Below are 26,621 nucleotides of genomic sequence, written 5' to 3'. Positions count from 1 at the left end.
AGCGGCCCTGAAGGTATGCTTGCGCAGTTTACGGCCGTTGAACTGAACACAGTCTGAACCGGCGGGCTACCCAGGTATGTGCCGCCCCGTGCAGAATAGCCGGCATGAACCCGATACCCGCCTGCTGCACCCCACTTGATGACCATTGGCCGCTGCCCGACACGTTGCCCGGCACGGTGTTCCTGAGCACCCGCTTCGAGCCTAAACTGCTTGAGGCCGGCGACTTCCAGCGCTGCGCTGTGCCGCCACCGGCCAGTATCCAGCGCTCGGTGGCCAAGCGCCAGGCCGAGTTTCTCGCCGGCAGACTGTGTGCCCGCGCCGCCTTGCAACAGCTCGAAGGCCTGGACTGCATCCCCGCCATCGGCGAGGACCGCGCCCCGGTATGGCCAGGCCATATCAGCGGTTCGATCACCCACAGCACCGGGCATGCCGCGGCCATCGTCGGGCATAAGTCGCAATGGCGCGGGCTGGGCATGGACCTGGAAAACCTGCTGTCCCTTGAACGGGCCGAGCGCCTGGCCGGGGAAATCCTCACCCCGGATGAACTGCAACGCATGGCCGCCGGGCCACGAGAGCAGATTGCGCAATGGGTGACGCTGACGTTTTCGGCCAAGGAGAGCCTGTTCAAGGCGCTCTACCCGATCGTACAGAAGCGCTTCTATTTTGAGCATGCCGAGGTGCTGGAGTGGTCTGAAGCGGGCTCGCTGCGCCTGCGGTTGCTGACGGACCTGTCCAGTGAGTGGTGTTATGGCAAGGAGCTGGAGGCGCAGTTTGTGGTGCACGAGGGGCAGTTGTTGAGTTTGGTGGCTATCGGCGCCTGATAGATAGCTACCGCAGGCTCAAGTTTTGTCCTGGTCCCGAGGCCAACTCAGGCTGAAGCAGGCGCCCCCCAGGTTGTTGCTCTTGCTGATCAACGCCCGCCCGCCGTGCCAGTAGATAATCCGCCGCACAATCGACAAGCCCAGGCCATGCCCGCCCGAGGCGCGGGTGCGGCTGTCATCCAGGCGCAGGAATGGGGTAAAGATCCGTTCCCAGGCACTTTCCGGAACTCCCGGGCCATCGTCTTCGACGTCGATACGGCATCGCACCTGGCCCACCTGGTAGCTGATCAGTACCCGCGACTGGGCATGGCGCATGGCATTGCTCACCAGGTTTTGCAGGGCGCGGTGCAGGTAGCGCGGCTCGGCATCGACCCAGGCAGCGTCCAGATGGGCCGATGACAGGCACACCCCCCGCGCCACTTCGATCCCCGGCCGCAGCGGCGCCAGTTCCTCGATCACCTGATCGAGCAAGGCACTCAGGTCGACCCGCTGGAAACTCAGGGCCGGCGAGCCCTGCTCCAGGCGCGCATAGGTCAGCATCTCATCCACCAGGCCGTCGAGGTCCTGGATATCGCTGTCCATGCCTTCCATATATTTACGCCGGGCTTCGGGCGTGGCGGCGTCGCCGATCATCTCCAGGCCAAAACGCAGGCGCGCCACCGGCGTACGCAGTTCATGGGACACCGCGCGCACCAGTTCGCGCTGGATCGCCAGCAGGCGCTGCAAGTGCTCGGCCATGCCATTGAAGGCCGCCGCCAGACGCCCTACCGAGTCGGCCCCGCGCGCCGGCACCCGGGCTTCCAGGTTGCCTTTGGCGATGCGCGTGGCGGCCGCTTCCAAGCCACGCAGGCGGCGCTCCAGTTGGCGCACCAGCAAGTACACGATCAGGCCGATCAGGGTCAGGCCGATCAGGGCAATCAGCACCAGCCATTGCGCCGGATAAGGGTTCATCTGGTACAGCGGGCCGATTTCCAGGACCCATGGCGTGCCGACCATGCCGGCAAACACGCGGATCGAGTCGCCCCCCTTGCCCAGGGCCATCACCGTGTCGCCTTCGGCCACGCGACGCCGCTGGTCCTCGTCCATGTCGGCTTCGTCCAGCTTCAGCAGGTGCATCTCAAAGCCGAAGCCCTTGGCCTCTTTCAAGTCAGCCAAGCGTTGCGGCTGCTCGGCCACCGGAAACCGCACCAGTTCGTCGGCCAGCAAATAAATGGTGGCCCGGGCCAATTGCTCGCTGATCTGCTGCACTTCGCCGCTGAGCAGCAGTTCCTCTTTCTCACTGACCAGGCGCAAGACCCGCGCCGCATGGGGTCCGGTCTGCTCCACCAGGACCTGGCCGCGTTGCAGGCGATTGCGCTGGCTCAGGTCCAGGCGGGCATCCGCCACCGCCTGCAATTGCAAGGGAATCCCCAACAACCGCTCCCACACCGCCAGGGCGCGCTGGCGCTCGATACTGCTCATCGGTTGCAGGTTATCGCCCATCAGGGCAAAGGTGCCGTGGGCCAGGCGTTCGCGATACTGGCCGCTGCGCACCTCATTGAGCAGGTGCAGGGCCAGGACGCCGAGCAGCGCCACCAGGATCAGCGCCGCGCACATGCCGCCGTAGATGCGCAGGAAGATCGAGTTCACGGCAGCATATCGGCAGCAGCTTCGGGGACGAACAGGTAGCCTTTGCTGCGAATGGTCTTGATCAGGCGCGGGTGGATGGGGTCGTCGCCGATTTTCGGGCGGATCCGCGAGATGCGCACGTCAATGGAGCGGTCCTGGCCGTCGTAGCCGATGCCGCGCAGGGCGGTGAAGATTTCTTCGCGGGACAGGATACGTCCGGCATTGGCCACCAATAACCACAGCAGGTCGAATTCGGCGCTGGTCAGCTCGATGCCGCCGTCGTGCAGCCAGGCTTCGCGCAGGGCGTTGTCCACTACCAGCGGGCCGAACTGCAGGCGCCGCTGCTTTTCCGGGACGGCGGGCTCGGGGCTTTCGCTGCGCCGCAGCAAGGCCTGGATCCGCGCCAGCAGCAGGCGCGGGCGCACCGGCTTGCACACATAGTCGTCGGCGCCCATGTCCAGGCCCAGGACCTGGTCCATGTCGTCGGTTCGCGCGGTGAGCATCAGGATCACCCCGTCGTAGCGCTCGCGCACCTTGCGGCAGATGCTCAGGCCGTCTTCGCCGGGCAGCATCAGGTCGAGGATCACCAGGTCCGGCTGCTCGGCAATGATCCGCGCCACCGCCTGGGCCCCGTCGCCCTCTATCGAGACCCGCAGGCCGTGGCTTTCCAGGTAGTCACGGGTCAACTCAGCCAGACGCTGGTCGTCCTCGACAATCAATACCTGCCAGGCTTCTTGCTCCACGGGTGGTCCTCGTTTTTATAAGCGATCTGTCAGGACTGCGCAGGTTCAAATGTGGCAGCGGGCAAGCCAGCTCCCCTATTTTGATCTTCGCCAGCCGTACCTAATTTGTCATGCACAAAGGGCATAATCGTGTAGGAATGAAGGCCGATTGTAGCCATGGCCCCGCCCTCAAACACAAGCCAGGAAATGCATTCGGTGATCGCCTTTTTTTGTGATAGGGTTCGCGCCCGCAAAAATCCAAGCGGGTGTTTTCGGCTTGGCATATTCGGTGACAAACGGCGCGATGCAGCAGTACTGCGGCCTACACGGCGGTTCCACCTTTCATACACATTTTACCCACAGCGTTATCCACAGGTAGTGCGTTGCTAAGCCTTCCAAAACGCATTATCTTGTACCTCGTCGCTAAAAAAACCCTACATGTAGGGTTTCAAGCGAAAAGACCAAACACAAATCAGACAAGAAACTCAAGCCCTTTCTTGCTCCTGTTTGGTGGAACTTAAACCTTTTTCGAAAGCCCAAACCGCGCACGCGGATGGCTGCTGTTTTCCAACCCCGAATGGGAGAAAGCGGTACGGGTGTTGCAATACAAACAACACCCACTCAGGAATACGGCAAAGAGCTTAAGGCTCGGAACCGAAGACTTCGGCATGGAAGCGGCGCGAACAGCTCCCTTCCTCCTGTCCCGAGGTTGTTATGCCAGGCCAAGGCCTGTTGTAAGTGCTTCAGGACGGAACGGTGGGCACCGTGATGGTGCCCAAATAAATATAGAATGTGGAGACACCCCCCCATGCAAACCGACACAACTCGCGAGAACCCGCAAGGCTCCGTGCCGCAGGCCGCTGATTCGAATATGGATCTGTCCGCCACCGCGCCCGGCCAATTGCGCGTGATCAAGCGTAACGGCACTGTCGTTCCTTATACCGATGACAAAATCACCGTCGCCATCACCAAAGCGTTTCTTGCAGTTGAAGGCGGCACCGCTGCCGCTTCGTCGCGTATCCACGACACCGTTGCCCGCCTGACCGAACAAGTCACCGCGACCTTCAAGCGTCGCATGCCCTCGGGCGGCACCATCCACATCGAAGAAATCCAGGACCAGGTCGAACTGGCCCTGATGCGTGCCGGCGAGCAGAAAGTGGCCCGCGACTACGTGATCTACCGTGATTCGCGCGCCAAGGAACGTGCCGTACACGCGCCGTCCGCCGAAGCCGTGCAAGCTCACCCGTCGATCCGCATCACCCTGGCTGATGGTTCGTTCGCGCCGCTGGACCTGGGCCGCCTGAACACCATCATCACCGAAGCCTGCGAAGGCCTGGAAGAAGTCGACGGCGACCTGATCCAGCGTGAAACCCTGAAGAACCTGTACGACGGCGTGGCCCTGACCGACGTCAACACCGCCCTGGTGATGACCGCCCGTACCCTGGTCGAGCGTGAGCCGAACTACTCGTTCGTCACCGCCCGCCTGCTGATGGACACCCTGCGTGCCGAAGGCCTGGGTTTCCTGAAAGTCGCCGAGAGCGCGACCCACCACGAAATGGCCGACCTGTACGCCAAGGCCCTGCCTGCCTACATCGCCAAGGGTATCGAGTTCGAATTGCTCAACCCGATCCTGGCCACCTTCGACCTGGAAAAACTCGGCAAGGCGATCAACCACGAGCGTGACCAGCAGTTCACCTACCTGGGCCTGCAAACCCTGTACGACCGTTACTTCATCCACAAGGACGGGATCCGCTTCGAACTGCCGCAAGTGTTCTTCATGCGCGTGGCCATGGGCCTGGCGATCGAAGAGAAGAACAAAGAAGACCGTGCCATCGAGTTCTACAACCTGTTGTCGTCCTTCGACTACATGTCGTCGACCCCGACCCTGTTCAACGCCGGTACCCTGCGTCCACAGCTGTCGAGCTGCTACCTGACCACCGTGCCGGATGACCTGTCGGGCATCTACCACGCGATCCACGACAACGCCATGCTGTCCAAATTCGCTGGCGGCCTGGGCAACGACTGGACGCCGGTGCGTGCACTGGGTTCGTACATCAAGGGCACCAACGGCAAGTCCCAGGGCGTCGTGCCGTTCCTCAAGGTAGTGAACGACACCGCCGTCGCAGTGAACCAGGGCGGCAAGCGCAAAGGCGCGGTATGTGCCTACCTGGAAACCTGGCACATGGACATTGAAGAGTTCATCGAGCTGCGCAAGAACACCGGTGATGATCGTCGTCGTACCCACGACATGAACACCGCCAACTGGATCCCTGACCTGTTCATGAAGCGCGTCTTCGATGACGGCCCGTGGACCCTGTTCTCGCCATCCGAAGTGCCGGACCTGCACGACCTGACCGGCAAGGCCTTCGAAGAGCGTTACGAGTACTACGAAGCCCTGTCCCAGTACCCAGGCAAGATCAAGCTGTTCAAGACCATCCAGGCCAAAGACCTGTGGCGCAAGATGCTGTCGATGCTGTTCGAAACCGGCCACCCATGGTTGACCTTCAAAGACCCGTGCAACCTGCGCAGCCCGCAGCAGCACGTGGGCGTGGTCCACAGCTCGAACCTGTGCACCGAGATCACCCTGAACACCAACAAGGACGAGATCGCCGTCTGCAACCTGGGCTCGATCAACCTGCCGAACCACATCGTCAACGGCAAGCTGGACACCGCCAAGCTGGAACGCACCGTCAACACCGCCGTACGCATGCTCGATAACGTGATCGACATCAACTACTACTCGGTGCCACAGGCGCAGAACTCCAACTTCAAGCATCGTCCGGTCGGCCTGGGCATCATGGGCTTCCAGGACGCTTTGTACCTGCAGCACATTCCTTACGGTTCGGATGCTGCGGTCGAGTTCGCCGACAAGTCCATGGAAGCGGTCAGCTACTACGCGATCCAGGCTTCCTGCGACCTGGCCGACGAGCGCGGCGCCTACGAGACGTTCCAGGGTTCGCTGTGGTCCAAGGGCATCCTGCCGCTGGACTCGCAACAGATCCTGATCGAGCAGCGTGGCCAGAAGTACATCGACGTTGACCTGAACGAATCCCTGGACTGGGCACCGGTACGTGCCCGTGTGCAGAAAGGCATTCGTAACTCCAACATCATGGCCATCGCACCGACCGCGACCATCGCCAACATCACCGGCGTATCGCAGTCGATCGAACCGACCTACCAGAACCTGTATGTGAAATCGAACCTGTCGGGCGAATTCACCGTGATCAACCCGTACCTCGTCCGCGACCTGAAAGCCCGCGGCCTGTGGGACTCGGTAATGATCAACGACCTGAAGTACTACGACGGTTCCGTGCAGCAGATCGAGCGCATCCCGCAAGAACTCAAAGAGCTCTACGCGACCGCCTTCGAAGTGGACACCAAGTGGATCGTTGACGCCGCCAGCCGTCGTCAGAAGTGGATCGACCAGGCCCAGTCCCTGAACCTGTACATCGCCGGCGCTTCGGGCAAGAAACTCGACGTGACCTACCGCATGGCTTGGTACCGTGGCCTGAAAACCACTTACTACCTCCGTGCCCTGGCCGCGACCAGCACCGAGAAGTCGACCATCAACACCGGCAAGCTGAACGCTGTATCCAGCGGCAACCACGGTGACGATTCGGTACTCGCTGCTCCAGCCGGCCCGGCACCAGTGCCAAAGGCCTGCGCGATTGACGAGCCGGATTGCGAAGCTTGCCAATAAGCTGAGCCTGCCCTGGGTTTAAATCCCTAGGCTGAAAAGCCCTCGATATGCCCAGTGGTGTATCGGGGGCTTTTTTTGCCTGGCAAAAAACCCGGCCCAGGCTAGATCAACACAGTCGCCAGGCCCGACTGAGGTACACCGCCTCGCCGCCCCCACAACTCGATGCGGCCATCAATCACGGCCATTGAGTGGCCGTTGTATTCCACGGTTCCCACCTTGCTGTTTCTCAAGTCGGCATCGGTCGCCGGCCGGTAAAGCCCCTTCAGGCCCAAACGATCCAGCCCCTCGCGGGAGTATTCACCATCGTTGAGGCTGTCCATCGCAGCCGTGAAACTGCGTCCGGCCGTGCCGTCGTTGTTTTCCATCTGCGCGCGCTTGGCACTCGCGGCATACAGGAAGTTGGCATCGGTCAACATCTGAGGGTCGTCACCCTTGAAACGAGCGTGTGTGGCCGCCTGCTTCAATTCGTCCTTGGTAAAAGATACCTTGACCCCATCGCGCATGGTCACTTCATAGCCGTTGGCCGTCTCCTTCACCTCCTTGAAGATGTCCGTAGGTTTCTGGCCATACCGCATCATGGCGGCTTTTATCGCCGAAACGGTAATGCAGTTGCCATCATCGCCCTGGCTGAAGCCGCTCCAGATATTGCTCGGCTTTTTCCCGGGGTTACTATTGTCCGGTTTGTAGCTGTAATACTTTGAGCCTTCGGTAATCGGCTTATTGCTCATGGACTCGGTGGGGCCAAACCCACCCGGACTCACTCTACCGCCACCCCCGCCGCCACCTCTTGGTGATGGCGGGGTCGGTGGCGCTACATCCTCGGGAAACCATTCCTCCAGCAACCGCTTGAGAAACTCAAGAAACTTGTCATCAGCGTCTTTGATCTCACTGTTGAGAATTTCCTTGAATTTCTCGTCACCCAGCTTCTCGCGCAGCGCATTCAACTTGTCGCGTAGATCCTGAACCGTCTGGGTCCTGGCGCCTTGCTCAGCATCGAACATCTGGCGCAGCGACGTCGTGACCGTAGACTCTGCGCTTACGGACTGGGCAGGCGATGGCACGTTTGATGCTGCAGGTACAAACATTGCGCGCCCAGCACCTGGCGCAGACACCCCTGAACTCCACATTCTCAGCCCCCATGATTGATGAGCCCGCAGGGCTCTGGACCAATCAGTGGCAAGGCAGAAGCGACGTGTTCCTTCCTAAGGATTTCACCGCGTTACCTGACGCGTCGCGGGGGATTTTCCAACGCCCACAAAAAAGCCCCTCTTCCGAGGGGCTTCTTGTCGAGCGCTAGCGCATCACGTCATCTGAATGATGGTCTGCATGATGGTGCTCTGGGTGGAGATCGTCTTGGCGTTCGCCTGGTAGTTGCTCTGGGCCTTGATCAGGTCCACCAGCTCATTGGTCAGGTTGACGTTGGAGTTCTCCAGGGAGTTGGCCACGATCGAGCCCAAGGTCCCGGATTCTGGTGCATCGTAGCCAGGCTGGCCCGAGGCAAAGGTTTCTTTCCAGGTGGTGCCACCGGCAGGCTGCAGGCCTTGCTCATTGTTGAAGCTGGCCAGGGAGATCTGGCCGATGGCCTTGCTCTGCTGGTTGCTGAAGGTGGCGAACAGCACACCGCTGCCGTCGATTTTCAGCCCTGTGATTTCGCCAGTGGCATAGCCATCAGTGATCGGCGGGTTCCGGTAGCTGGCCGAGTTGTACTGAGTGATATCGGACATGTTGATCGCGATACCGCCCGGGTTGGCTGCAGCCCCGTTGTCAGGGTTCCACACGCCATTATCCATGACGCCCGGCTTCCAGTTGCTGATGGTCAGGGTGGTGTTGGATACGGTGCTTGGCGGAGTGACGATCCCCTTCAGCGTGCCTGATGTATCAAATGTCACCGTGGAGGCTACCGGCGCAACCGCACCTGTACCCTTGACCGGCGTACCGTCAGGATTGCGTCCGTCGATCAGGGTGTAGGACTTCCAGGTATTGGAGCCGGTTTTCACCATGTACTGCACCATCTCATGGGCATTGCCTTGAGTGTCATACAAAGTGGTGCCGTACTGCTCGGTAAACGAGCTCGCTACAGTCGGGTCAAACGGGCTGGTCGTCTGGTCGATCACCGGCTTGGAGGAGTTCAGGTTGCTGCTGGAGTCAACCTTGGTCGACGCTTTGGGCGGCAAGTTGGACAGGTTGATCCGCAGGTCGGTCAGGCCGCTCTTGGAGATTTTTCCATCTTCATCGGCAGCATAGCCCTGCAGGCGCGAGGTGCCGGTGTTGTTGGTGATGTAGCCGTCCTTGTTCGCCTGGAACGAGCCATTACGGGTGTACTCCAGCGAACCGTCGCTGCCCTTCTGCACGAAGAAGCCGCCGCCCCGGATGCCCATATCCAACACGCCGCCGCTGCCGTTGATTTCACCCTGGGTGAATTGCTGGGAGACCGCCGCCAGGTTAACGCCGGTGCCGATGGTTTTATTGCCGGTGCCCAGGCGGGACGCGGCATAAATGTCGCCGAATTCTGCGCGGGACGACTTGAAACCGGTGGTCGCGACGTTGGCGATGTTGTTGCCGGTCACGTCCAGTTGTTTGTTGGCCGCATAGAGGCCGCTAAGGCCGATATTAAAAGACATGTTTCTCTCCTCTTGCCGTATTTAGCCGGCTCTATGTACCGATAGTCTGAATTTGCGACAGCTTGATGCTGCCCATGCCGCCAGAAAGATTGAGCAGCATTTCGCCGCCGGTCTGGCTCAAGGTCACGCTGGTGACCGTGGCCGGCAGCGAGGTTTTCAGGGCGACCGGATCACCGGCGTCATTCTTGGTGCTGGCGGCGAAGGTGTAGGTGCCAGAATCAAGCTGCTCGCCCGCTTCGTTTTTACCGTCCCAGATAAAGTCCGACTTGCCGGCGCTCTGGGCACCCAGATCGATGGTCTTGACCAGCTTGCCGTCCTTGTCGGTGACCTTGACGGTGACGTTGCCCACCGACGAACCCACGGCGACCGAGCCGGTGAAGCTCTTGCTGGTGTCGACCATGGCCTTGTTGGTTTCGATAATTACCGAACGCCCGACCAGTGACGAGGCTTGCAGTGCCTGCGACGACTTGTAGTTGCCGGTGATGGTGTTCACCGAGTCGTTCAAGGTGTTGATGCCTTCCAGGCTGCTGAACTGCGCCAATTGGGCCACGAACGCGCCGTTGTCCTGGGGCGACAGCGGGTTCTGGTTCTTCAACTGGGTAACCAGCAGTTGCAGGAACGCATCCTTGCCCAAGGACTGATTGCCCGAGGCCGCCTTGGCCGTATCGGCCAGGTTGCCCTGGGTGGACTTGGCATCCTTGACCTTGGAGTCGAACAGACTCTGGATCGTCGAATTACTCGACACATCGTTAGTGACAGACATGCTTTAGCGCCCCTTATCACTGACCGAGGGTCAGGACCTTCTGCATCATGGCTTTGGCGGTGTTCATCATTTCCGCGTTGGTCTGGAACGAGCGACTGGCGGAAATCATGTCAGCCATTTCCTCGACCACGTTGACGTTGGGGTAATACACGTAACCCTTTTCGTTCGCGGCAGGATGATTGGGCTCGTAGCGCGCGTCGAGGTTGCTCTGGTCTTCGACCACCCCCAGCACCTGGACGCCCTGGCCAGCGGCATCCTGGCTCTGGAACAACGAATCGCTGCCGCCGTTCTGACCGGCCTGGAACATGGTGGCGAACACTGGGTGCCGGGCGCGGTAGGTCTGGTCGATGCTCGACGACACCGTTTCGGCGTTGGCAATGTTACTGGCGACCGTGTTCAGACGCGTGGTCTGGGCGCTCATGCCACTACCGGCAATATTGAAAACACTGGATAGAGACATGGCTTATTCTCCGCGCAGGGCTGACATCAGCCCTTTGAATTTGCTGTTGAGCAGGGTGAAGCTGGCCTGGAAGTTCACCGAGTTCTCGGCGTAGTTCGATTGTTCCAGCTGCGCGTCGACCGTGTTCTGGTCGATCGACGGCTGCATCGGCGTGCGATACATCAGCGACTCATCGCCACTGCTCAAGCCCTGCGCTTCGATATGACGGTTATTGGTCATGTTCAAGGCGAAGGAGCCGTTCTTGGTCTTGTCGCTCTGTGCGGCGAGCACGGCGGCAAAGTCCAGGTCCCGAGCCTTGTAGTTCGGGGTATCGGCGTTGGCGATGTTGTTAGCCAGGACTTCGGCACGCTGGGCGCGGAAGCCCAGGGCCTGTTCGTGGATACCGAGCGCTTTATCGAAGCTGATGCTCATGGCGGAAACCTTTAGGGGCTGACCTGCTTTTCTGTAACAGGGTTATAGCAAGCGCCATGCCAGGTTTTTCAGACCCCATAAATCAAGGGCTTAGGGAGATATTGCCGGTGGCAATGCCGGAAAAGCGGCAACGCTTGACCGCGAAACGTCAGGAAAGCGGCAATGGGTGTTGCCGTTTTGTGCCGGGGAGATAATCGATGGCGTTGCCGCCAGCGATGACTGCCGGGGACCTTTGGTTGACGATGAGCAACCAAAGGTCTTTTCTTGCAAGGTTTCCACTGCCGGCATCACTTGCCTTGAAGGCGCCATCAAGTCAAAAGGATTACGTTTTCCTTAAATACGACGCCGTTCCCGGTCATGGTTCCCCTCTGGACCCGGCCGCCCTTGCTCCCCCAGTGCTCCTCTACTCCTCCAACCACCACCATCGAATGGGCCGTACCGGGCCCCGCGACGTCCTTCTCTATGATGCCCAACCGGCCATTCTGCAGATCGCTTACGGTCCCCTGCCGAATATGATCCTTCATGCCTAGCCGGATAAAGGCGTCCTTGGTGTGCTCACCATTGCCAAGAGAGTCCAGGGCCTTGGAAAAGTCATATTTCGAATTTTCATGGTTGGCTTCCTGTGCTTTCTTGGCACTGGTGGCATAGGCCAGGACTGCGGTCTTTTTCATCACAGGATCATTACCTTTAAAGCCGGCATGACGCTCTGCCGCCTCCATCTCCTGGCGAGTCAAATTCACCTCACTCCCGTCCTTCAACGTGATGTGGTAGCCATTCTTGGTTTCCTTCACATCCTTGAAGAGGTCGGTCTCCTTCTTGCCATAGCGCTCCATCATTGCCTTGATGGCTGAAACCGTGGCGCAGTTACCATTTCGCCCTTGAAAAAACCCTGCAAAAACATCCCCGGTATCTTTCCCGGCCTTGAGTCCGGCACGGACTGAATCGCCCCCTCCAAAAGAAGAGAAATCGTTTGTCGGCATAGAGTCACTGGAGGCAAAAGAGTCGTAGCTAAAAGCCTGTCTCGAAACCCCACTATTGACCGGGGAAAAGCTGATGCTCGGCGCCCCGGACGCCTGAGTGCCAGGCATAGGGCTGGAACCTGCCCACCCCCTTGCCGCCCCTGCGGGGGGATCCTGCACACGCCGCGATTCAATAGCCGGATCGAACGCAAAACGTGCACCTCCCGGACGATGCTCTGTCGAAATGTTTCCCATACCCTCCTCCTTCCGGTGAACGTGGCGATAAAGACTTCGCGCCCTCGTCAACACGGTTTACGTTTTGAACGAACGGAACTTGCCCACCCATCCGTGGCGAGCTGAGAAACATAAGTTCCAGAGGGGGGAACATCCCGCGCAAAAAAAAGGGAGACCCTTGCGGGTCTCCCTTGTTTGCACGGCTTGCCGCGTCCTGAAGAACGGGCTCAAGCCATCACTTGGCCTGGTAGATAATACCGGGGCTGCACTGCACCATCTGGTAATGATCCGGCAAGCCGTTGAGCGCCTCGGAAGCACCGAGAAACAGATAGCCACCACGCTTGAGCGTGCCATGGATGCGCAACAGGATGTCCTTCTTCACTTCAGCCGAGAAGTAGATCAAGACGTTGCGGCAAAACACGATGTCGAACTTGCCCAGGCTGGCGTAGCTGTCCAGCAGGTTGAACGAGCGGAACTCCACCCGGCTCTTGATCGGCGCCTTGACCGCCCAGCGCCCGGCCCCCTTGGGGTCGAAATAACGCTGCAGGCGCTCCGGTGACAGACCGCGGCCCAGGGCCAGGCTGTCGTATTCGCCCGTCTTGCAGTTGGTCAGCATGGTGCCCGACAGGTCAGTGGCGACAATTTGCACCCCTGCCTTCAACTGGCCCATGTTGGTCCGCTCGAACTCATCAATGGACATCGACAGCGAATACGGTTCCTGCCCCGACGAACACGCCGCCGACCAGATGCGCAGGCGCTGGCCAGGGCTGGCCTTGATCGCCTCGGGCAATACCTTGTTCTTGAGCACCTCGAAGGGATAGGTATCGCGAAACCATAAGGTTTCGTTAGTGGTCATGGCATCGACCACCATCTCCTTGAGCCCGCTGCGCGGTTGGCCCTGGATGCGCTGCACCAGCTCGCCCAGGGACTTGATGCCCTGCTGTTCCATCAATTTGTTGAGACGGCTTGATACCAGGTATTGCTTGTTTTCACCAAGCAATATGCCACAGGCTTTTTCCAGGAATACCCGGAACTGTTCGAAATCCAAATTACCCGTAGACAATGAAACCGCCTCTTAACTCGTGTGACCGCCAGGGAGAAAGCCCCTAGCCGTGATCTGCAGATTTGATCCGGTCGACTACCCGGGATGCCAGGTCATCAGGACGGAATTTGGCCAGGAAGTCATCGGCACCGACCTTCTTGACCATCGCCTGATTGAATACACCGGACAATGAAGTATGCAGGATGATATGCAATTTTTGCATGCGTGGGTCGTTGCGTATCTCGGCCGTGAGGGTATAGCCGTCCATTTCCGGCATCTCGATGTCGGAAATCATCATCAGGAATTCTTCTTCCGGCTTCTTGCCTTCGTCCACCAGCTTACGCAGATAATCCAGCGCCTGGCGGCCATCATTGAGCGCCACCACTTCGACACCCACGGTCTGCAGGCAACGGGACACCTGCTTGCGCGCCACCGAGGAGTCATCCACCGTCAACACCCGCAGGGACACGGCCTTTTGCTGGGTCTGCTCATCCACGACCCCCACCGAAATCTGCTCCGACGTCGGCGCCACTTCCGCGAGGATTTTCTCGACGTCGATGATTTCCACCAACTGGTTATCGACCCGCGTCACTGCCGTGAGGTAGTGATCGCGCCCGGTGCCCTTGGGTGGTGGATGGATCTCTTCCCAGTTCATGTTGACGATGCGTTCCACCGAGCGCACCAGGAAACCCTGGGTCTTGGTGTTGTACTCGGTGATGATCACAAACGGGCTCTCACGATCCTGCAAGCCGGAAGAGCCGGTGGCCATCGCCAGGTCAAGAATCGGAATCGTCGCACCCCGGATGTTGGCCACGCCACACACCACCGGGTTGGACTTGGGCATTATGGTGAGCTTGGGACATTGCAGCACCTCCCGCACTTTAAAGACGTTAATGCCATAGAGCTGCTTGCCATCGAGACGAAACAGCAACAACTCCAGGCGATTCTGCCCTACCAGCTGTGTGCGCTGGTTCACTGAATCCATTACACCCGCCATGCCCAGACTCCTACGCTACAAAACTTACGGGTACGACGCGTACCCAACACAAAACGGCACGCGCTTTGCTATTTATTGGCCATGGACATCAAAACGACAGTTTCCCGACGCCTTCGCTCGCCACAGTACCGCAGATTGCTCTGCGCCTGGACGGCGTTGTTTGCCTTGGGCACCGGCTTTGCAGCCCGTGCCGACAACGTCACCTTGCCTGATCTACTTATCGGCGTCACTCAAGGCTTTCTTGAGTTCACTGTAGAAGATTATCTGGCGACCACACAGACACCGGGCCGTTATGAAATCCAGGTCAACCAGTTGGACCCGCGTTTGCGCATGCCCATGTGTGACAAGGAATTGACAGGCTCCCTGGAAAGCCCCGCCCAGCCCATTGGCCGCGTGACCGTGCGCGTGCGCTGCGACGGCAGTTCGCCCTGGACCGTGTTCGTGCCGGCCCAGGTCCGCCTGTTTCGCGACGTGGTCACCGTCACCCGCCCGCTCAAGCGCACCGGCATCATCGGTTTTGAAGACGTGGCCCTGCGCGAACGGGACATCAGCCAGATCAGCCAGGGTTACCTCACCTCCGTGGACCAGGCCGTCGGGCAGAAACTGACCCGACCAATGGTCACCGACCAGGTCATCACCCTGGTTCACCTGGAACAGGCAGAAGTGGTGCGCAAGGGCGACCAAGTGGTGATATCCGCCAGCAGCGGCGGGCTGAACGTGAAAATGCCGGGGGAAGCCCTGGCCAATGGCGGGATGAGCGAGCAGATTCGCGTGAAGAACCTCAACTCCAAGCGCGTGATCAAGGCCCGGGTAACAGCCCCTGGCCAAGTGGAGGTGGCGCTATAGATCACTGGCGTGGGACGCTGGCTTTTCCTACACTGTGCGCATGATCTGGCGGTGTACAGGTTTGTTGTCGATCGCGCCTAAAGTTTGTCCGGGTATGGCCGAAAACATGGCAAGCGTCCAAATACCCAGAGGTTTTTTAACATGGTCATTGATTTCAGCCGATTGAACAGCGCCCAGGCAACGCCCGGCGGCACGCGTACCAACGCGGCCAAGGACAGCGTTGAAGCCAAGGCCCCGGCACAGCCTGCCAAGGCAGAACAGACCGCTTCGACCCAGAGTGGCGAATCGGTGCATTTGAGCAACGAGGCTCAACAGTTGCAGAAGATCACAGACTCGCTGCGCGATCAGCCGGTGGTCAATAAAGCCCGTGTGGCCGAATTGAAGCAGGCGATTGCCGATGGCAGCTATCAGATCGACAACGACCGTTTAGCCGGCAAAATCATCAAAGCCGAGCGCTAGGCCAAGGCCTGCGCCAGGCTTTTGGACGCTTAAACCCCAAGGCCAGCCATGCACGACGAAAATCTGCTGCAACTGATCAATGAAGACCTGGCTCCGGCGCAACAGCTGCTGGAGCTGCTTCAAGACGAATTCGTGGCCCTGTGCGGCCGCGATATGCGCGTGCTGGAAGACATCCTGGCACGCAAGCAATCGCTGATCATCCTGCTTGAACAACACGGCCAGAAACGCAGCCAGATCCTGCTCAGCCTGGGCCTGCCCGCTGATCACAGCGGCCTGGAACAGCTCGCCAGCCATTCATCGGTCGGTGACCAGTTGCTGGCTCAGAGCGCAGCGCTCAATCAGTTGTTGATCAGCTGCCAGGAGGCCAATGTGCTCAATGGCCAGTCGATCCAACTGCAGCAAGCCACCACCGCCAACCAGTTGCGCATCCTCCACGGTGGCGAACCTCCAGCACTGTATAACGCCCAGGGCTCCACCTCACGGCTGGTCAAGCCCAGCACCCTCAGCCAAGCCTGACGCCGGTTTATCGCGCGCCCTATCAAGGCGCGCCACATACTGGCAAAATGCCGGTTCTTGCGTGTAGTCGTATTTTGTCTGGAGATGGAAGAACCGTGTTCAACACCCTCAACGCGGAAGATGCTCCGCAGCCACCCAAGGTCCTCACCACCCCTCTGGAAATTGCCGGCACCCTGCGGCTGCTGCAAGAGAGCCACGACCCGCTGATCATCACCTTCCACGAACGCAACCAGCGCTTCCAGAGCTACCTGGTGGATGTCGACAAGGACAGCAAGACCCTGAGCCTGGACGAAATGATCCCGCCCGAAGGTGAACGCTATCTGGAAAATGGCGAAGCATTTCGCATCGAAGGTTTCCACGAAGGCGTGCGCGTGGCCTGGGAGAGCAATGGCAGCCTGACCATCGGCACAAAAGACGGCCACCGCATCTACAAGGGCAGCCTGCCTGAAGAAGTGGTGTACCATCAGCGCCGCAATGCCTTTCGTGCGGCATTGAAACTGGCGCAACTGGTGAATATCGAATTGGGCGGCGAGAAACTCAAGGCGCCTCTCAGCGGCAAGTTGCTGGATATCTCCGCCACCGGCTGCAAGCTGCGCTTTGAAGGTGATATCTCCGAGCGTCTGCAATTGGGCCAGGTTTACGACCGCTTTATCGCCGCCCTGCCCTTCGGCAGCATGACCACGGCGGTGGAGTTGCGTTACCTGCACTTTGAAGAAAGGATCAACACCACCTTTGCCGGTGTGCGCTTCCACAACATGAGCGGCCTGGTGCAGCGTCAGGTTGAGCGTTTTGTCTATCAACTGCAGCGCGAGGCGCGCCGGTTCGATAAAGACGACGATATGTAAGCGCCGAACCACAGGCACAAAAAACGGGCAGTTCCTTGGGGAACTGCCCGTTTTTCGTTTCAGGGACGGGCCCGGCTCAGGTCATGCGGGTGGTCTTCCGGGTCCGGATGCTCCGGCGGCTCGAGCTCAGGTTGTGGCTCCACGTCAGGTTCGGCTTCGGGCGCAGGTTCCGGCGCGGTGGTTTGCATCTGGTCCTGCACCACTTGCTCATCCACACGCGGATCGAGGGCAGCCACCAGGGGCGAGCTGGACATGCTGTCGGGCATCGCCACGTGATGCAGCGGCGCATCGTCCACCTGATGCAGATTGGTCACTGCCTTGGGGCGGATGCGCCAGACCAGGATCAAGGCGCACAAGCTGAAGAACGCATACAGCATCTGGTTGCCGAACAGCTTCATGACCACGCCTGCCAGCAACGGCCCGACACTGGCGCCCACCCCGTAGGTCACCAGCAACATCGCCGTGAGCGAGACCCGGCGATCACCTTCGACATGGTCATTGGAAAATGCCACGGCCAGCGGATACAGGCAGAACTGCACCAGCGAGCACAGGAAGCCGGCTATAAACAGCACTTCCAACGGCACCTGGGTCATGATCGCCAGCGGCAATGCCGCCACCGCCAGGCACAGGGCGAAGCAGCGGATCAGCAGCGCACGGTCATAACGATCCGACAGCCAGCCCAACGGCCACTGCACCAGCAGGCCGGCAAAAATGCAGCTACCCATGAACAGACCGACCTGCTCGGTGCTCAACCCCTGCTGGGCCGCATACAGCGGCGCCAGACCGTAGAAGGAGCCGACGATCAGGCCGGCACCCAACACCGTACTCAGGGACTGCGGCACGCGCTTGATAAAGAAGCGTGGCTCCATGGGCGCCGGATGCAAGGGCGCCGGGTGAATACGCCGAGTCATGGCCACCGGCACCAGGCACAGGGCGAAACACAGCGCCACCAACATCAGCAGCTCCAGCCCCAATTGGGGGTGCATGACCAGAATCAGCTGGCCCAGCACCAGGCCCAGGTAGGAGGCGATCATATAACCGCTGAACACCACGCCCCGCTGCTTGGCGTCGGCCTGCTCGTTGAGCCAGCTCTCGATGACCATGTACTGGCACATCATGCCGAGGCCGACGATTATCCGCAGCACGATCCAGGCCGGCAGCCAATCCACCAGGCCATGGCCCAACACCGCCGCACCGACAATCCCGGCACACGTGGCGTAGGCCCGGATATGCCCGACCCGGGCGATCAGGCGATGCCCGATCTTGCCCCCCAGCACCAGGCCAAAATAGTTGGCCGCCATCAGCGCACCGACCCACAGGCTGTCGACGTTATCCGCCGCCAGGCGCAAGGCCAGGTAAGTACTGAGCAGGCCGGAGCCGATCAGCATCATCAAGGAGGCGAAATAAAGGGCTCGAAAAGATTTCCAGATTTGGCGCATCGGCGTTCCGAGCGGCTCCTTGCAGTGGGTGTCAGGCTATTTACACGATAGCCTGAAGGCGAAGCGTCGTTAAGCCCAGGCACCTTAGGCACCCGGGAATATTTTGATCCGACAAGCGGGACAACTTCGGGTTTATCGAAGCATGAAGCCTTCGATGAACTCGACACCCAACAGTTCCGTCTTCTGTGAGTTACGTGTCAGACGCACTCAGACCGGGGGCAAGGTACAAGGTCTGCACAATATATCGCGCCCACCAGCCAGACGGCACTGGCCAAACGGCTAACGAGGCCCTGCTTCTGGAAAAAAACCGAGCGTCAGCGGCTGGCTGCGTCAACCGCTTGGCCAGTCTGGAGCCTGCCGTAAAGCGGCAAGGACTGTTTGCTATCAGCCCGATGTGTTCGAAGGGTGGTCGGTGGCGCTGAGTTCGACGCTATCGCGATACTCCGGCACCGAGACCGACCAGCCCAGCTCCAGGCTGATACGTCGGCGCAGCACATCCGAGGCATTGGGTTCGCCGTGCACCACATAGGTGTGTTTCGGTGGCCGCTTGAACCCGCGAAGCCATTGCATGATTTCATCGGCATCCGCATGTGCCGACAGGGACTGCATCGGCACCACCTCGGCCCTGATGGGCACCTCCTTGCCATGAATACGCACGGAAGGAGCCCCCGCGACAATTTGCGCACCACGGGTGCCGCCCGCCTGGAAGCCAGGAACCAGCAACGTATTGATCGGGTTGGGGGCCAACGCCTTGAGGTGGTGGATCACCCGTCCCCCGGTAGCCATGCCGCTGGCAGCGATAATCACCGCCGGCGTGCGTTGCTGGTCCAGGCGGATCGAATCTTCGGTAGTGCGCACAAACTTCGCGACGTGGCACATGCCTTCGCACTCCTGCGCGGTCAAACGGTGTTCGCTGCGAAAACGCTGGTACAACGTGGTGACGTCGGTGGCCATGGGGCTATTGAGATAGATCGGCACATCGGGAATCAAGTGTTGCTGCTTGAGCCGATACAAGTGGTACATCAGCAACTGCGCCCGACCGACGGCGAAGGAAGGTACCAGGGTAATGCCATGGCGCAGCGCGGTGCGGGTGATGACGTCGGCCAATTGTTCCTCTGGCAGCTCGGCCGGGTGCTTGCGGTCACCGTAGGTCGACTCCACCAACAGGTAGTCCGCCTGCTCGATGGTCTCCGGAGCGAACATCAGGGGGTCGTCGGGTCGCCCCAAGTCTCCCGAGCACACAAGCGTAACGCCATCGGCGACCACCTCGACCGTGGCCGCGCCCAATATATGCCCGGCGCCGCGCAGTTGGAGGGTCATGCCGGTGACGATCTCAATCGTATGATGCAGCTCGATCGGCCGTAACAGCTTCAGCGCTCGCTCGGCGTCCTGTTCGGTATACAGCGGCGCCGCCGGGCTGTGCTTGGAAAAGCCATGCCGATTGGCAAACTCAGCCTCTTCTTCCTGGAGGCGACCACTGTCTAGCAGCAGAATCTTCAGCAGGTCACAGGTCGCAGGCGTGGCATAGACCGGCCCGCGATAGCCATTGCGTACCAGGACCGGTAGATAGCCACTGTGATCCAGGTGGGCATGGGTAAGCACAATCGCATCGAGTTCACCGATCGGAAACGGCAGCGCATCCCAATTGTGCAGCCGCAGCTGTTTATAGCCCTGGAAAAGGCCGCAGTCGATCAGTACATGATGGTCGTGGTGCTGCAGCAGGTATTTACTGCCGGTGACCGTGCCCGCAGCACCGAGAAATGTCATATGCATAGCCGTTTCCATGAATACTCAAGGGAAGTGCCATTGATCGCTCTTAATGACGCAGGTGCAGTTGATTTCAATCAACTGCCTGGGTGGCGGGCCGCCAATTCCGCAAATGGCTGGTCCGCCCAGGGCCGCCGCGTAATCCACCTCAGTCATCCGAAAATCAAGGATGCCAACACAAGTAGCTGATCCAGATCAGCGCCCGAAGCCCTCAACGACGTAGAAAGGAAGCACCGCGAGATTTATCTGCGCGCGCCGGCCTTTCACATCAGATGGAGGTTCACCCATGCCCACCTTCAAAGACCACAATGATCGGGCGGCGGCAGTTTATGCCACCGTCACCGCAGAACACTGGATCGAAGCGCTCAGGGACGGTCGCCACGTACTGATACGGCCGCTCGAGGAAAAGGATCGCGAGCGTGAGTATGCGTTTATCAAACGCTTGTCCCCCGAATCGAGACATATGCGCTTCCTGGCGCAGATCAACGAGCCCAGTGACAGCCTGCTCAATACGTTGATGGACACCGATAACCAACATCGAGTGGCCTATATCGCGCTGGCGCACGAAAACGGTCATCTGATCGAGATCGGCATCAGCCGTTACGCCGCTACCGGCAAGGATGACTGTGAGTGCGCAGTGACAGTAGCCGATGAATGGGCGCACCTGGGCCTGGGCACTCTACTGATGAAACATTTGATCAACGCCGCCAGCAAGAATGGCTACCGCCGGATGTATTCGGTGGATGCCGCCAGCAATATCCCCATGCGTAACCTGGTCAGAGCACTGGGCTTCGAGTCATGCATTGATCCCCGTGACTCCCACCAAGTGATCCATAGCCGGCATCTGTAGAGCCACGGCCCCGCGCTGCTGCGCTCAACGCTCCAGCGCGGGGCCGTGGCCTGCTCAGGATTGCAATACCCGCCCGGGCTTGATTGCCAGCACACTGCAGGGCGCCCGCTGCAGGAGTTGTTCAGCGGTGGTCCCGAGCAACTTGTTCAACCCCTTGTGCTGAACCGTGCCCATCACAATGATGTCCGTGCGATGCTCGGCAGCGAACTCACAAATACTCAACACCGGGTTGCCCTCAATGAAGTGGCGATACTCCGGCGGTACACCATGGCGTTCAGCCATGGCGGCAAACACTTCCCGCTGAGTCGTGCCCAGCGCCTCATAAATCCCAGTGGCCAGGGGCAAGGCACCAAAGCCCATGTCCTGAACGTAAATCGCCGCCCAGTCATACACATGCATCAACTCAAGGTGGGCATCGCATTCGTTGGCCAGCTTTACCGCTGCGTTGATGATCTGGTCGTTGAACACATTGTCCTGCTCCTCGTCGCGCAGCACATCGACGATGGCCAGGATATTGCGCGGCCGAGGGTTGAGCGCGTTGGTCACCAAATGCACAGGTACCGGACAATCGCGCAGTAACTGCCAGTCCAGTGGTGCGAAAAAGATCCGCTGCAAGGCTGATTCTTCCTGCGCATCCTTGATGATCAACGCCAGTGGCATCTCACTGACAAAGTGCATGATTTCTTCGTAAGGGTGTTGCACCCACACCACTTCGCTGGTGACCTGCACCCCGTGCTGGCTGATCAACCCCGCCTGCTCCGTGAGCCACTGCCTGTGGTTTTGCAAATAACCGTCACGGGCCCGGTTCATTTGTTCAGGGGCGAACAGGCCGGCCACCGCCAAGGCCTGCAAGTAGTCAAATGCGACAATGTGCAAAGGCATTTGCATCGCCTTGGCCAACGCGCCGGCCCGCTCGAACGCGGGTGTACGGGTCAGGGTTGAGGGGGCAATTAACAGTAAACGCTGAGCCTGCGACATGAGACACCTCGGCACGTGGCCTTTTGGTTGCTGACACCTATAGAGTGAACGCACCCGACTCAGCCAACTTGATCTTCATCAGGTACCAGGTTGAATGTGATTCAAAGAAGCAAGATCCCGGCCCACATGGCCAGCGTCAGCAAGACCTGACCCGGGATAACGTAAGCGGCGAACCGTCGCCCGCCGCTGATCCACGCCACCAGGCATTTGCTCAGCGTGTTACTGCTGACTGCAATCAGTATAGGAATGGTGGTGGCGCTAAGTGGCAACTGACCGGACTTGGCCAATGTCGCAATTGATGCTGTCGAGGAATGGGCATCGGCGAAGCCGGACAGGGTCGCCGTGAGCATGACTCCGGTTTCACCGAAGTGATTGAGCATCACCGACGACAGGAAAGTGATGCCGGTCATGGTCAATGAGACCACCAGCGCCAGCTTGAGATTGAACGCGCCACCGACCTTGATCGGTTGCCCCACGCCATTCGCGGGCCGGGGAAACATCAAGCACAGTCCATACAGCGCTGTGGCAGCGGCGCCGCACAACAGCGGTCCCCAGATATGACGTAACAGACTGCTGTCGACCGCCCCCATGATCAGCCCGACTTGGGTGACAGTCGCCAGGTTGGAGAAGATCGCGGCGGCACTCAAGACCTTGATGTTGTCCGGCTCCCTGGCGGCGATATGCCCCATGGCGGCAATGGTCACGGTGCTGGAGGCAAATCCGGAAGCAATGGCACTGATTGCATACCCATACCGGGTGCCCAGGGTGCGCACAGCAATATGCCCCACCGCCCCCACTACCATGAGCAATACCGTGAGCGTGCAAATGGTGCGCAGGTTGATCGCGGCGTAGGCGCCGATAAAGCGGTCAGGGACCAGCGGCAGCACCACCAGCGCGGCAGTCGCCAGTACCAGGCCGTCGCGCACCTCCACATCAGTCAGTTGGTTACGGGCAAAGTAGTGCAGCTTCTGTCGATAGGTCAGCAGGCCCGCGATCACCACGGCGATGGCGATGGCCAGTTCGGGCGATGTACTGCACATCGCACCCAGCAGCAAAACCGTGATCAATGCCACTTCACTGGTGACGCCCGGGTCATCGCTCAGGCTGCGCCAGTACGCCACGGTGACCAGCAACCCAAGGGTTATCGCCACGATCCCGACCAGCAGACCGGCGCCGACCTGCATCGCCACATAACCCAACAGCGCGGTGATCGCAAACGTGCGCAGTCCTGCACAGGCGCGGCCTTGTCCCTGCCCTTTGTGCCGCTCGCGCTCCAGCCCAATGAGCATACCGATCCCCAGTGCGGTTGCCGCGCCTGCCATGCCGAGGGTTTCATTCATGGTTTTGTCATCGATGCTGGCCTTGCCTTGCGACCCACTCGTGACTCCACGAGGTCGGCCGAACCGTTGCAACCATGTCGCCGGGCTATCGGGCTGCGTGGGCCGCTCGCCGGACAGGGGGCGGATCGACATTGATCGGCCAGGCATGCGGCGCGTCTATACGCGTCAGGAGTCGCCTGACGAATGCCTGCGCACCTTCCAGGGTTTTGAATTCCACTGCGACACCTTCCATGTGCACAACCCAGCATGCGGTTGCCTGCTCCTGCGTGATATCAATTAACATTGACGACCTCCAGACCCCCTCTAACCCCATCTTCACGGCGTAATCGCGACCTTCATCACACCATCCTGCTGGTGAGCAAACAGCTCATAGGCCGCTTCAATGTCGTCGAGCTTGAAACGATGGGTTACCAGGGGCGACAGGTCCACACCGCCGCTGTTAACCACCGCCATCAGCCGGCGCATACGCTCTTTGCCGCCGGGGCACAGGGTCGTGACAATGCTGTAGTCCCCGAGCCCGGCGGCGAAGGCATCCAGGGGTATGCGCAAGTCACTGGAATAAACGCCGAGACTGGATAACCGACCACCGGGGCGCAAGACCCGCAAAGCGGACTCGAACGTGCCTTGCGTGCCCAATGCCTCGATGGACACATCCACCCCACGGCCATCGGTCAAGGCCATGATTTGCTCGACGACATTACCGTCCTTGAAGTTGACCACATGGGTCGCCCCCAGACGCCGCGCAACACTCATTCGCGCGGGCACGGCATCGACGCCAATGATGGTAGTCGCGCCCTTGAGACGCGCGCCGGCCACTGCACAGAGGCCGATTGGCCCGAGGGCGAACACCGCAACGGTATCGCCGATGCTGACCTCGGCGCGCTCTGCCCCGGAAAAACCGGTGGACATAATGTCCGGGCACATCAACACCTGCTCATCGCTGAGGCCGTCCGGAATCGGGCACAAATTGGCGGTGGCATCTGGCACCAGCACGTACTCCGCCTGGCAACCGTCAATACTATTGCCGAACTTCCAGCCACCCGTGGCGCGAAAACCGTGGCGGGTGTCCGGGCCATCCTGCGAAGCACAGCCACAGAGGCAAGCGTAACTTTGCCCGCTGGGGGTGATGGCACCGGCAATGACCCGCTGCCCTTCGACAAAGCCGCGCACCTGCGAGCCCAACTGTTCAATGACCCCTACGGGCTCATGCCCCACCGTCAGCCCTTTGGCCACCGGATACTCACCGCGCAAGATGTGCACGTCGGTACCGCAGAGGGTCGTCGTGGTAATACGGATCAAAGCATCCAGGGGCCCCACAGTGGGGATGGGTTTGTCTTCCAGGACGATCCGGTTCTTTTCAACGAAAACAGCCGCTTTCATGGTCGCCATGGTGATCCTCCGCCACTGTGGGTGCGCCAGGTTCGGCACGCCTATAAGACTGCGCCGAGGAAACACTGGAAAGATTGATAATGGTCAACAATTTCGTCGCTGACCGACCGCACGTCGGGTTGCCACCCGATTGCCCCCTGGGTTTGACAAAGATCAACCCGGCCTCCCGCAGTCCGCCACACTCTAATTGCGAGGTTTCAGGTTCCAATAGCTGCGCGGCGATTGGGGCGGGCACCTGCGCATTTACCTACGGGAGAGATGTCATGTCTGATCAATCACGCTTCATGTTGGTCGTCCCACCCTTGATGGAGAACAGCCCCGCTTTCGACCGAGCCGCCGCCCTGGCCAAGGCTGCGGATGCGGCATTGCACATCGTGGCATTTGACTATCTCGAGGGGCTGGCAACGGCCGGGCTGGTCAACGAGCAAGCGCTGGAGCAAATGCGCATCGGCTATGTCGAACGCCATCGCCAATGGTTGGAAGACCAGGCCCGCCCGTTGCGCAGAATCGGGGTGCATGTCACCACTGAAGTGGTCTGGGTGAACGACCCCTTGCAGGAAATCCTCATCCACCTCAAAGAACAACCCATGGCGGTGTTGATCAAGGCGCTGGAGCATGAATCGCTGCTTTCACGCCTGATGTTTACGCCATTGGATGTCCACCTGTTGCGCGAATGCCCGGTACCTTTGCATTTCGTCAGCCATATGCACCACGCCCTGCCCCGCAAGATCATCGCTGCAGTAGACCCTTTTCATCGCGACGGGCAATACAAAGATTTCAACGACACCATTGTGCAAGAGGCCGCGAAACTAGCGAGCATCTGTCACGCAGAACTAGACGTCATTTATGCCCACGACCTTTCAGCTATCAGTGCCGATGAATTCGGTTTCGAAAATGGCGCAAGCTTCTTCTCCTCCAGCAAAGCCCGGACACTGTTTGACGCCCAGGCCGATGCCTTCCACGAACTGGCGGAGCGCAACGGTATTCCACCGGAGCGCCAGCACATGATCATGGGCAACCCCGCCAAGGTGCTTGCCAGCTACGCGAGTGCCTATGAAACCGATGTGATTGTGATGGGCCGAATAGGCCATCGGGCCATGGACCGATTAATCGGCAGCACGGTGGAACACCTGCTGTACAAGATGCCCTGCAGCGCTTGGGTGATTTCTCCGCAGGAGTTGATTTGAAGGCAGGGTGGGATGTGGGGCTGGCGGGGCTGGGCGGGAGAGAAAAATGGGGGCCCCGCCCTAGCGCTCGGCCTGGACGTTCGGGAAATGGAGATAAGCCCCTAATGTTAATGGCTTCAGGCCATCGCCATGCGACTCAACATTCGTACGTATGAAGGCTGGCTGTATTTGGCGGTGGTGCTGGATCTGTTTTCTCGTCAGGTCGTTGGCTGGTCAATGAAGGCGCAGATGACCATTGATTTGGCCATTGATGCGTTATTAATGGCGGTTTGGAGGCGAAAACCGAAACAAGAGGTGATGGTTCACTCCGACCAGGGCGCCCAGTACAGCAGCTCCGATTGGCGCAGTTTTTTGAAAGCGAACAATTTGGTTGCCAGCATGAGCCGCCGAGGCAATTGTCTTGACAACGCCGTGGCTGAGAGCTTTTTCCAGCTTCTGAAACGGGAACGAATCAAGCGGAAAATCTACACCTCGCGGCAAGATGCTCGTAGTGATGTGTTCGATTACATCGAGATGTTCTACAACCCAAAACGCCGCTATGGTTTCAACAATCAGCTGTCACCGGTAGAGTTTGAAAAACGTTACGCAATGAGCTTGCAAGGTGTCTAGAGAATCCGGGGCGATTCACTGAATAATGGCTACCACCTGATAGCCACCGCAGGTAATA

24 protein-coding genes and 1 pseudogene are annotated in these 26,621 nt (G+C 59.6%); 10 read left to right on the top strand and 15 right to left on the bottom strand.

The annotated features are described in order from the left end of the window. The first annotated feature begins 104 nt into the window (after positions 1-104). Positions 105-821, top strand: coding sequence for a 4'-phosphopantetheinyl transferase (locus PSFL_RS19470; protein ID WP_057439681.1), 717 nt, complete (start codon positions 105-107; stop codon positions 819-821). A gap of 18 nt (positions 822-839) precedes the next feature. Here the strand turns inward: PSFL_RS19470 and PSFL_RS19465 are convergent, their stop codons facing one another. After that, positions 840-2,450, bottom strand: a complete 1,611-nt coding sequence (locus PSFL_RS19465) for an ATP-binding protein (RefSeq protein WP_057960424.1) — start codon at positions 2,448-2,450, stop codon at positions 840-842. Then, positions 2,447-3,172 (bottom strand): response regulator, encoded by a 726-nt coding sequence (locus PSFL_RS19460; RefSeq protein WP_057960425.1) that lies wholly within the window; start codon positions 3,170-3,172, stop codon positions 2,447-2,449. Before PSFL_RS19460 ends, PSFL_RS19465 begins: the two co-directional genes overlap by 4 nt. Positions 3,173-3,959: 787 nt before the next feature. On the opposite strand from PSFL_RS19460, the gene PSFL_RS19455 reads away from it, so the two are divergent. Beyond that, positions 3,960-6,851, top strand: coding sequence for a ribonucleoside-diphosphate reductase subunit alpha (locus PSFL_RS19455; protein ID WP_115128763.1), 2,892 nt, complete (start codon positions 3,960-3,962; stop codon positions 6,849-6,851). A 101-nt stretch (positions 6,852-6,952) separates the two neighbouring features. Here the strand turns inward: PSFL_RS19455 and PSFL_RS19450 are convergent, their stop codons facing one another. From PSFL_RS19450 to PSFL_RS19415, 8 genes are all read right to left on the bottom strand, one after another. Continuing rightward, the gene (locus PSFL_RS19450; RefSeq protein WP_397470389.1) at positions 6,953-7,936 is read right to left on the bottom strand and encodes a hypothetical protein; all 984 of its coding nucleotides are present in this window, start codon (positions 7,934-7,936) and stop codon (positions 6,953-6,955) included. Positions 7,937-8,152: 216 nt separating this feature from the next. After that, positions 8,153-9,472: a flagellar hook protein FlgE gene (gene flgE, locus PSFL_RS19445; protein ID WP_115128765.1), complete on the bottom strand. Its 1,320-nt coding sequence runs from the start codon at positions 9,470-9,472 to the stop codon at positions 8,153-8,155. A 31-nt stretch (positions 9,473-9,503) separates the two neighbouring features. Further along, on the bottom strand, positions 9,504-10,235 hold the full coding sequence (gene flgD / locus PSFL_RS19440; protein ID WP_057439684.1) for a flagellar hook assembly protein FlgD: 732 nt from the start codon (positions 10,233-10,235) through the stop codon (positions 9,504-9,506). Positions 10,236-10,251: 16 nt separating this feature from the next. Further along, positions 10,252-10,695 carry a flagellar basal body rod protein FlgC gene (gene flgC / locus PSFL_RS19435; RefSeq protein WP_029294486.1) on the bottom strand — a complete coding sequence of 148 codons (444 nt, stop codon included), beginning with the start codon at positions 10,693-10,695 and terminating at the stop codon, positions 10,252-10,254. Between the two features lie 3 nt (positions 10,696-10,698). Continuing rightward, positions 10,699-11,106 carry a flagellar basal body rod protein FlgB gene (gene flgB / locus PSFL_RS19430; protein WP_057439685.1) on the bottom strand — a complete coding sequence of 136 codons (408 nt, stop codon included), beginning with the start codon at positions 11,104-11,106 and terminating at the stop codon, positions 10,699-10,701. A gap of 308 nt (positions 11,107-11,414) precedes the next feature. Continuing rightward, positions 11,415-12,320, bottom strand: a complete 906-nt coding sequence (locus PSFL_RS19425; RefSeq protein WP_397470388.1) for a hypothetical protein — start codon at positions 12,318-12,320, stop codon at positions 11,415-11,417. Positions 12,321-12,534: 214 nt separating this feature from the next. Then, complete coding sequence (cheR, locus tag PSFL_RS19420; protein WP_057439687.1) at positions 12,535-13,362, bottom strand: protein-glutamate O-methyltransferase CheR; 828 nt, start codon at positions 13,360-13,362, stop codon at positions 12,535-12,537. Positions 13,363-13,405: 43 nt separating this feature from the next. Then, a complete protein-coding gene (locus tag PSFL_RS19415) occupies positions 13,406-14,338 on the bottom strand; it encodes a chemotaxis protein CheV (protein ID WP_057439688.1) in 933 nt (310 codons plus the stop codon). A gap of 81 nt (positions 14,339-14,419) precedes the next feature. Between PSFL_RS19415 and flgA the strand changes: the two genes are divergently transcribed. The 4 genes from flgA (at position 14,420) to PSFL_RS19395 (ending at position 17,004) form a co-directional block, all read left to right on the top strand. Next, entirely contained in the window at positions 14,420-15,184 is a 765-nt protein-coding gene (gene flgA / locus PSFL_RS19410) for a flagellar basal body P-ring formation chaperone FlgA (protein ID WP_397470387.1), read from the top strand. Between the two features lie 141 nt (positions 15,185-15,325). After that, positions 15,326-15,643 carry a flagellar biosynthesis anti-sigma factor FlgM gene (gene flgM, locus PSFL_RS19405; protein WP_057439690.1) on the top strand — a complete coding sequence of 106 codons (318 nt, stop codon included), beginning with the start codon at positions 15,326-15,328 and terminating at the stop codon, positions 15,641-15,643. A gap of 48 nt (positions 15,644-15,691) precedes the next feature. Continuing rightward, on the top strand, positions 15,692-16,159 hold the full coding sequence (locus tag PSFL_RS19400; protein WP_057439691.1) for a flagella synthesis protein FlgN: 468 nt from the start codon (positions 15,692-15,694) through the stop codon (positions 16,157-16,159). Positions 16,160-16,254: 95 nt separating this feature from the next. Beyond that, entirely contained in the window at positions 16,255-17,004 is a 750-nt protein-coding gene (locus PSFL_RS19395; protein WP_057439692.1) for a flagellar brake protein, read from the top strand. A gap of 59 nt (positions 17,005-17,063) precedes the next feature. Here the strand turns inward: PSFL_RS19395 and PSFL_RS19390 are convergent, their stop codons facing one another. Then, positions 17,064-18,443 (bottom strand): MFS transporter, encoded by a 1,380-nt coding sequence (locus tag PSFL_RS19390; RefSeq protein WP_397470386.1) that lies wholly within the window; start codon positions 18,441-18,443, stop codon positions 17,064-17,066. Positions 18,444-18,827: 384 nt separating this feature from the next. After that, positions 18,828-20,216, bottom strand: coding sequence for an MBL fold metallo-hydrolase RNA specificity domain-containing protein (locus tag PSFL_RS19385; RefSeq protein ID WP_397470385.1), 1,389 nt, complete (start codon positions 20,214-20,216; stop codon positions 18,828-18,830). 280 nt (positions 20,217-20,496) lie between these two features. Here PSFL_RS19385 and PSFL_RS19380 point away from each other — a divergent pair, with 280 nt between their 5' ends. Further along, positions 20,497-21,060, top strand: a complete 564-nt coding sequence (locus PSFL_RS19380; protein ID WP_169961304.1) for a GNAT family N-acetyltransferase — start codon at positions 20,497-20,499, stop codon at positions 21,058-21,060. A gap of 54 nt (positions 21,061-21,114) precedes the next feature. Here the strand turns inward: PSFL_RS19380 and PSFL_RS19375 are convergent, their stop codons facing one another. Further along, entirely contained in the window at positions 21,115-22,038 is a 924-nt protein-coding gene (locus PSFL_RS19375; protein ID WP_057439696.1) for a universal stress protein, read from the bottom strand. Positions 22,039-22,139: 101 nt separating this feature from the next. Continuing rightward, a complete protein-coding gene (locus PSFL_RS19370) occupies positions 22,140-23,378 on the bottom strand; it encodes a DUF4010 domain-containing protein (protein WP_170045818.1) in 1,239 nt (412 codons plus the stop codon). A 145-nt stretch (positions 23,379-23,523) separates the two neighbouring features. Between PSFL_RS19370 and PSFL_RS19365 the strand changes: the two genes are divergently transcribed. Next, positions 23,524-23,658 (top strand): hypothetical protein, encoded by a 135-nt coding sequence (locus PSFL_RS19365; RefSeq protein WP_397470384.1) that lies wholly within the window; start codon positions 23,524-23,526, stop codon positions 23,656-23,658. A 35-nt stretch (positions 23,659-23,693) separates the two neighbouring features. Here the strand turns inward: PSFL_RS19365 and PSFL_RS19360 are convergent, their stop codons facing one another. After that, a complete protein-coding gene (locus PSFL_RS19360) occupies positions 23,694-24,767 on the bottom strand; it encodes an NAD(P)-dependent alcohol dehydrogenase (RefSeq protein ID WP_057444072.1) in 1,074 nt (357 codons plus the stop codon). 263 nt (positions 24,768-25,030) lie between these two features. Between PSFL_RS19360 and PSFL_RS19355 the strand changes: the two genes are divergently transcribed. Beyond that, positions 25,031-25,954 carry a universal stress protein gene (locus PSFL_RS19355; RefSeq protein WP_128593710.1) on the top strand — a complete coding sequence of 308 codons (924 nt, stop codon included), beginning with the start codon at positions 25,031-25,033 and terminating at the stop codon, positions 25,952-25,954. A gap of 141 nt (positions 25,955-26,095) precedes the next feature. Beyond that, positions 26,096-26,563: pseudogene (locus PSFL_RS19350) on the top strand (IS3 family transposase); the annotation flags it as partial. Positions 26,564-26,621 lie beyond the last annotated feature (58 nt).

The sequence above is a fragment of the Pseudomonas sp. DD1 genome (assembly GCF_044510355.1).
In the GTDB taxonomy this organism is placed as follows: Bacteria; Pseudomonadota; Gammaproteobacteria; order Pseudomonadales; family Pseudomonadaceae; genus Aquipseudomonas; species Aquipseudomonas shahriarae.
Note: the sequence above shows the minus strand (reverse complement) of the source record. Positions and strands in the feature narration are given on the sequence as shown.

What these genes read in the sequence shown, in the direction of transcription:
- PSFL_RS19380 (WP_169961304.1), top strand. Translation starts at nt 20,497, where the DNA reads ATGCCCACCTTCAAAGACCACAATGATCGGGCGGCGGCAGTTTATGCC.
- PSFL_RS19415 (WP_057439688.1), bottom strand. Translation starts at nt 14,338, where the DNA reads ATGGCGGGTGTAATGGATTCAGTGAACCAGCGCACACAGCTGGTAGGG.
- flgE (WP_115128765.1), bottom strand. Translation starts at nt 9,472, where the DNA reads ATGTCTTTTAATATCGGCCTTAGCGGCCTCTATGCGGCCAACAAACAA.
- PSFL_RS19360 (WP_057444072.1), bottom strand. Translation starts at nt 24,767, where the DNA reads ATGGCGACCATGAAAGCGGCTGTTTTCGTTGAAAAGAACCGGATCGTC.
- PSFL_RS19470 (WP_057439681.1), top strand. Translation starts at nt 105, where the DNA reads ATGAACCCGATACCCGCCTGCTGCACCCCACTTGATGACCATTGGCCG.
- PSFL_RS19455 (WP_115128763.1), top strand. Translation starts at nt 3,960, where the DNA reads ATGCAAACCGACACAACTCGCGAGAACCCGCAAGGCTCCGTGCCGCAG.
- flgD (WP_057439684.1), bottom strand. Translation starts at nt 10,235, where the DNA reads ATGTCTGTCACTAACGATGTGTCGAGTAATTCGACGATCCAGAGTCTG.
- PSFL_RS19385 (WP_397470385.1), bottom strand. Translation starts at nt 20,216, where the DNA reads ATGCATATGACATTTCTCGGTGCTGCGGGCACGGTCACCGGCAGTAAA.
- flgA (WP_397470387.1), top strand. Translation starts at nt 14,420, where the DNA reads ATGGACATCAAAACGACAGTTTCCCGACGCCTTCGCTCGCCACAGTAC.
- flgM (WP_057439690.1), top strand. Translation starts at nt 15,326, where the DNA reads ATGGTCATTGATTTCAGCCGATTGAACAGCGCCCAGGCAACGCCCGGC.
- PSFL_RS19450 (WP_397470389.1), bottom strand. Translation starts at nt 7,936, where the DNA reads ATGTTTGTACCTGCAGCATCAAACGTGCCATCGCCTGCCCAGTCCGTA.
- PSFL_RS19425 (WP_397470388.1), bottom strand. Translation starts at nt 12,320, where the DNA reads ATGGGAAACATTTCGACAGAGCATCGTCCGGGAGGTGCACGTTTTGCG.
- PSFL_RS19400 (WP_057439691.1), top strand. Translation starts at nt 15,692, where the DNA reads ATGCACGACGAAAATCTGCTGCAACTGATCAATGAAGACCTGGCTCCG.
- PSFL_RS19370 (WP_170045818.1), bottom strand. Translation starts at nt 23,378, where the DNA reads ATGAATGAAACCCTCGGCATGGCAGGCGCGGCAACCGCACTGGGGATC.
- flgB (WP_057439685.1), bottom strand. Translation starts at nt 11,106, where the DNA reads ATGAGCATCAGCTTCGATAAAGCGCTCGGTATCCACGAACAGGCCCTG.
- PSFL_RS19375 (WP_057439696.1), bottom strand. Translation starts at nt 22,038, where the DNA reads ATGTCGCAGGCTCAGCGTTTACTGTTAATTGCCCCCTCAACCCTGACC.
- flgC (WP_029294486.1), bottom strand. Translation starts at nt 10,695, where the DNA reads ATGTCTCTATCCAGTGTTTTCAATATTGCCGGTAGTGGCATGAGCGCC.
- PSFL_RS19390 (WP_397470386.1), bottom strand. Translation starts at nt 18,443, where the DNA reads ATGCGCCAAATCTGGAAATCTTTTCGAGCCCTTTATTTCGCCTCCTTG.
- PSFL_RS19365 (WP_397470384.1), top strand. Translation starts at nt 23,524, where the DNA reads ATGCGGCGCGTCTATACGCGTCAGGAGTCGCCTGACGAATGCCTGCGC.
- PSFL_RS19355 (WP_128593710.1), top strand. Translation starts at nt 25,031, where the DNA reads ATGTCTGATCAATCACGCTTCATGTTGGTCGTCCCACCCTTGATGGAG.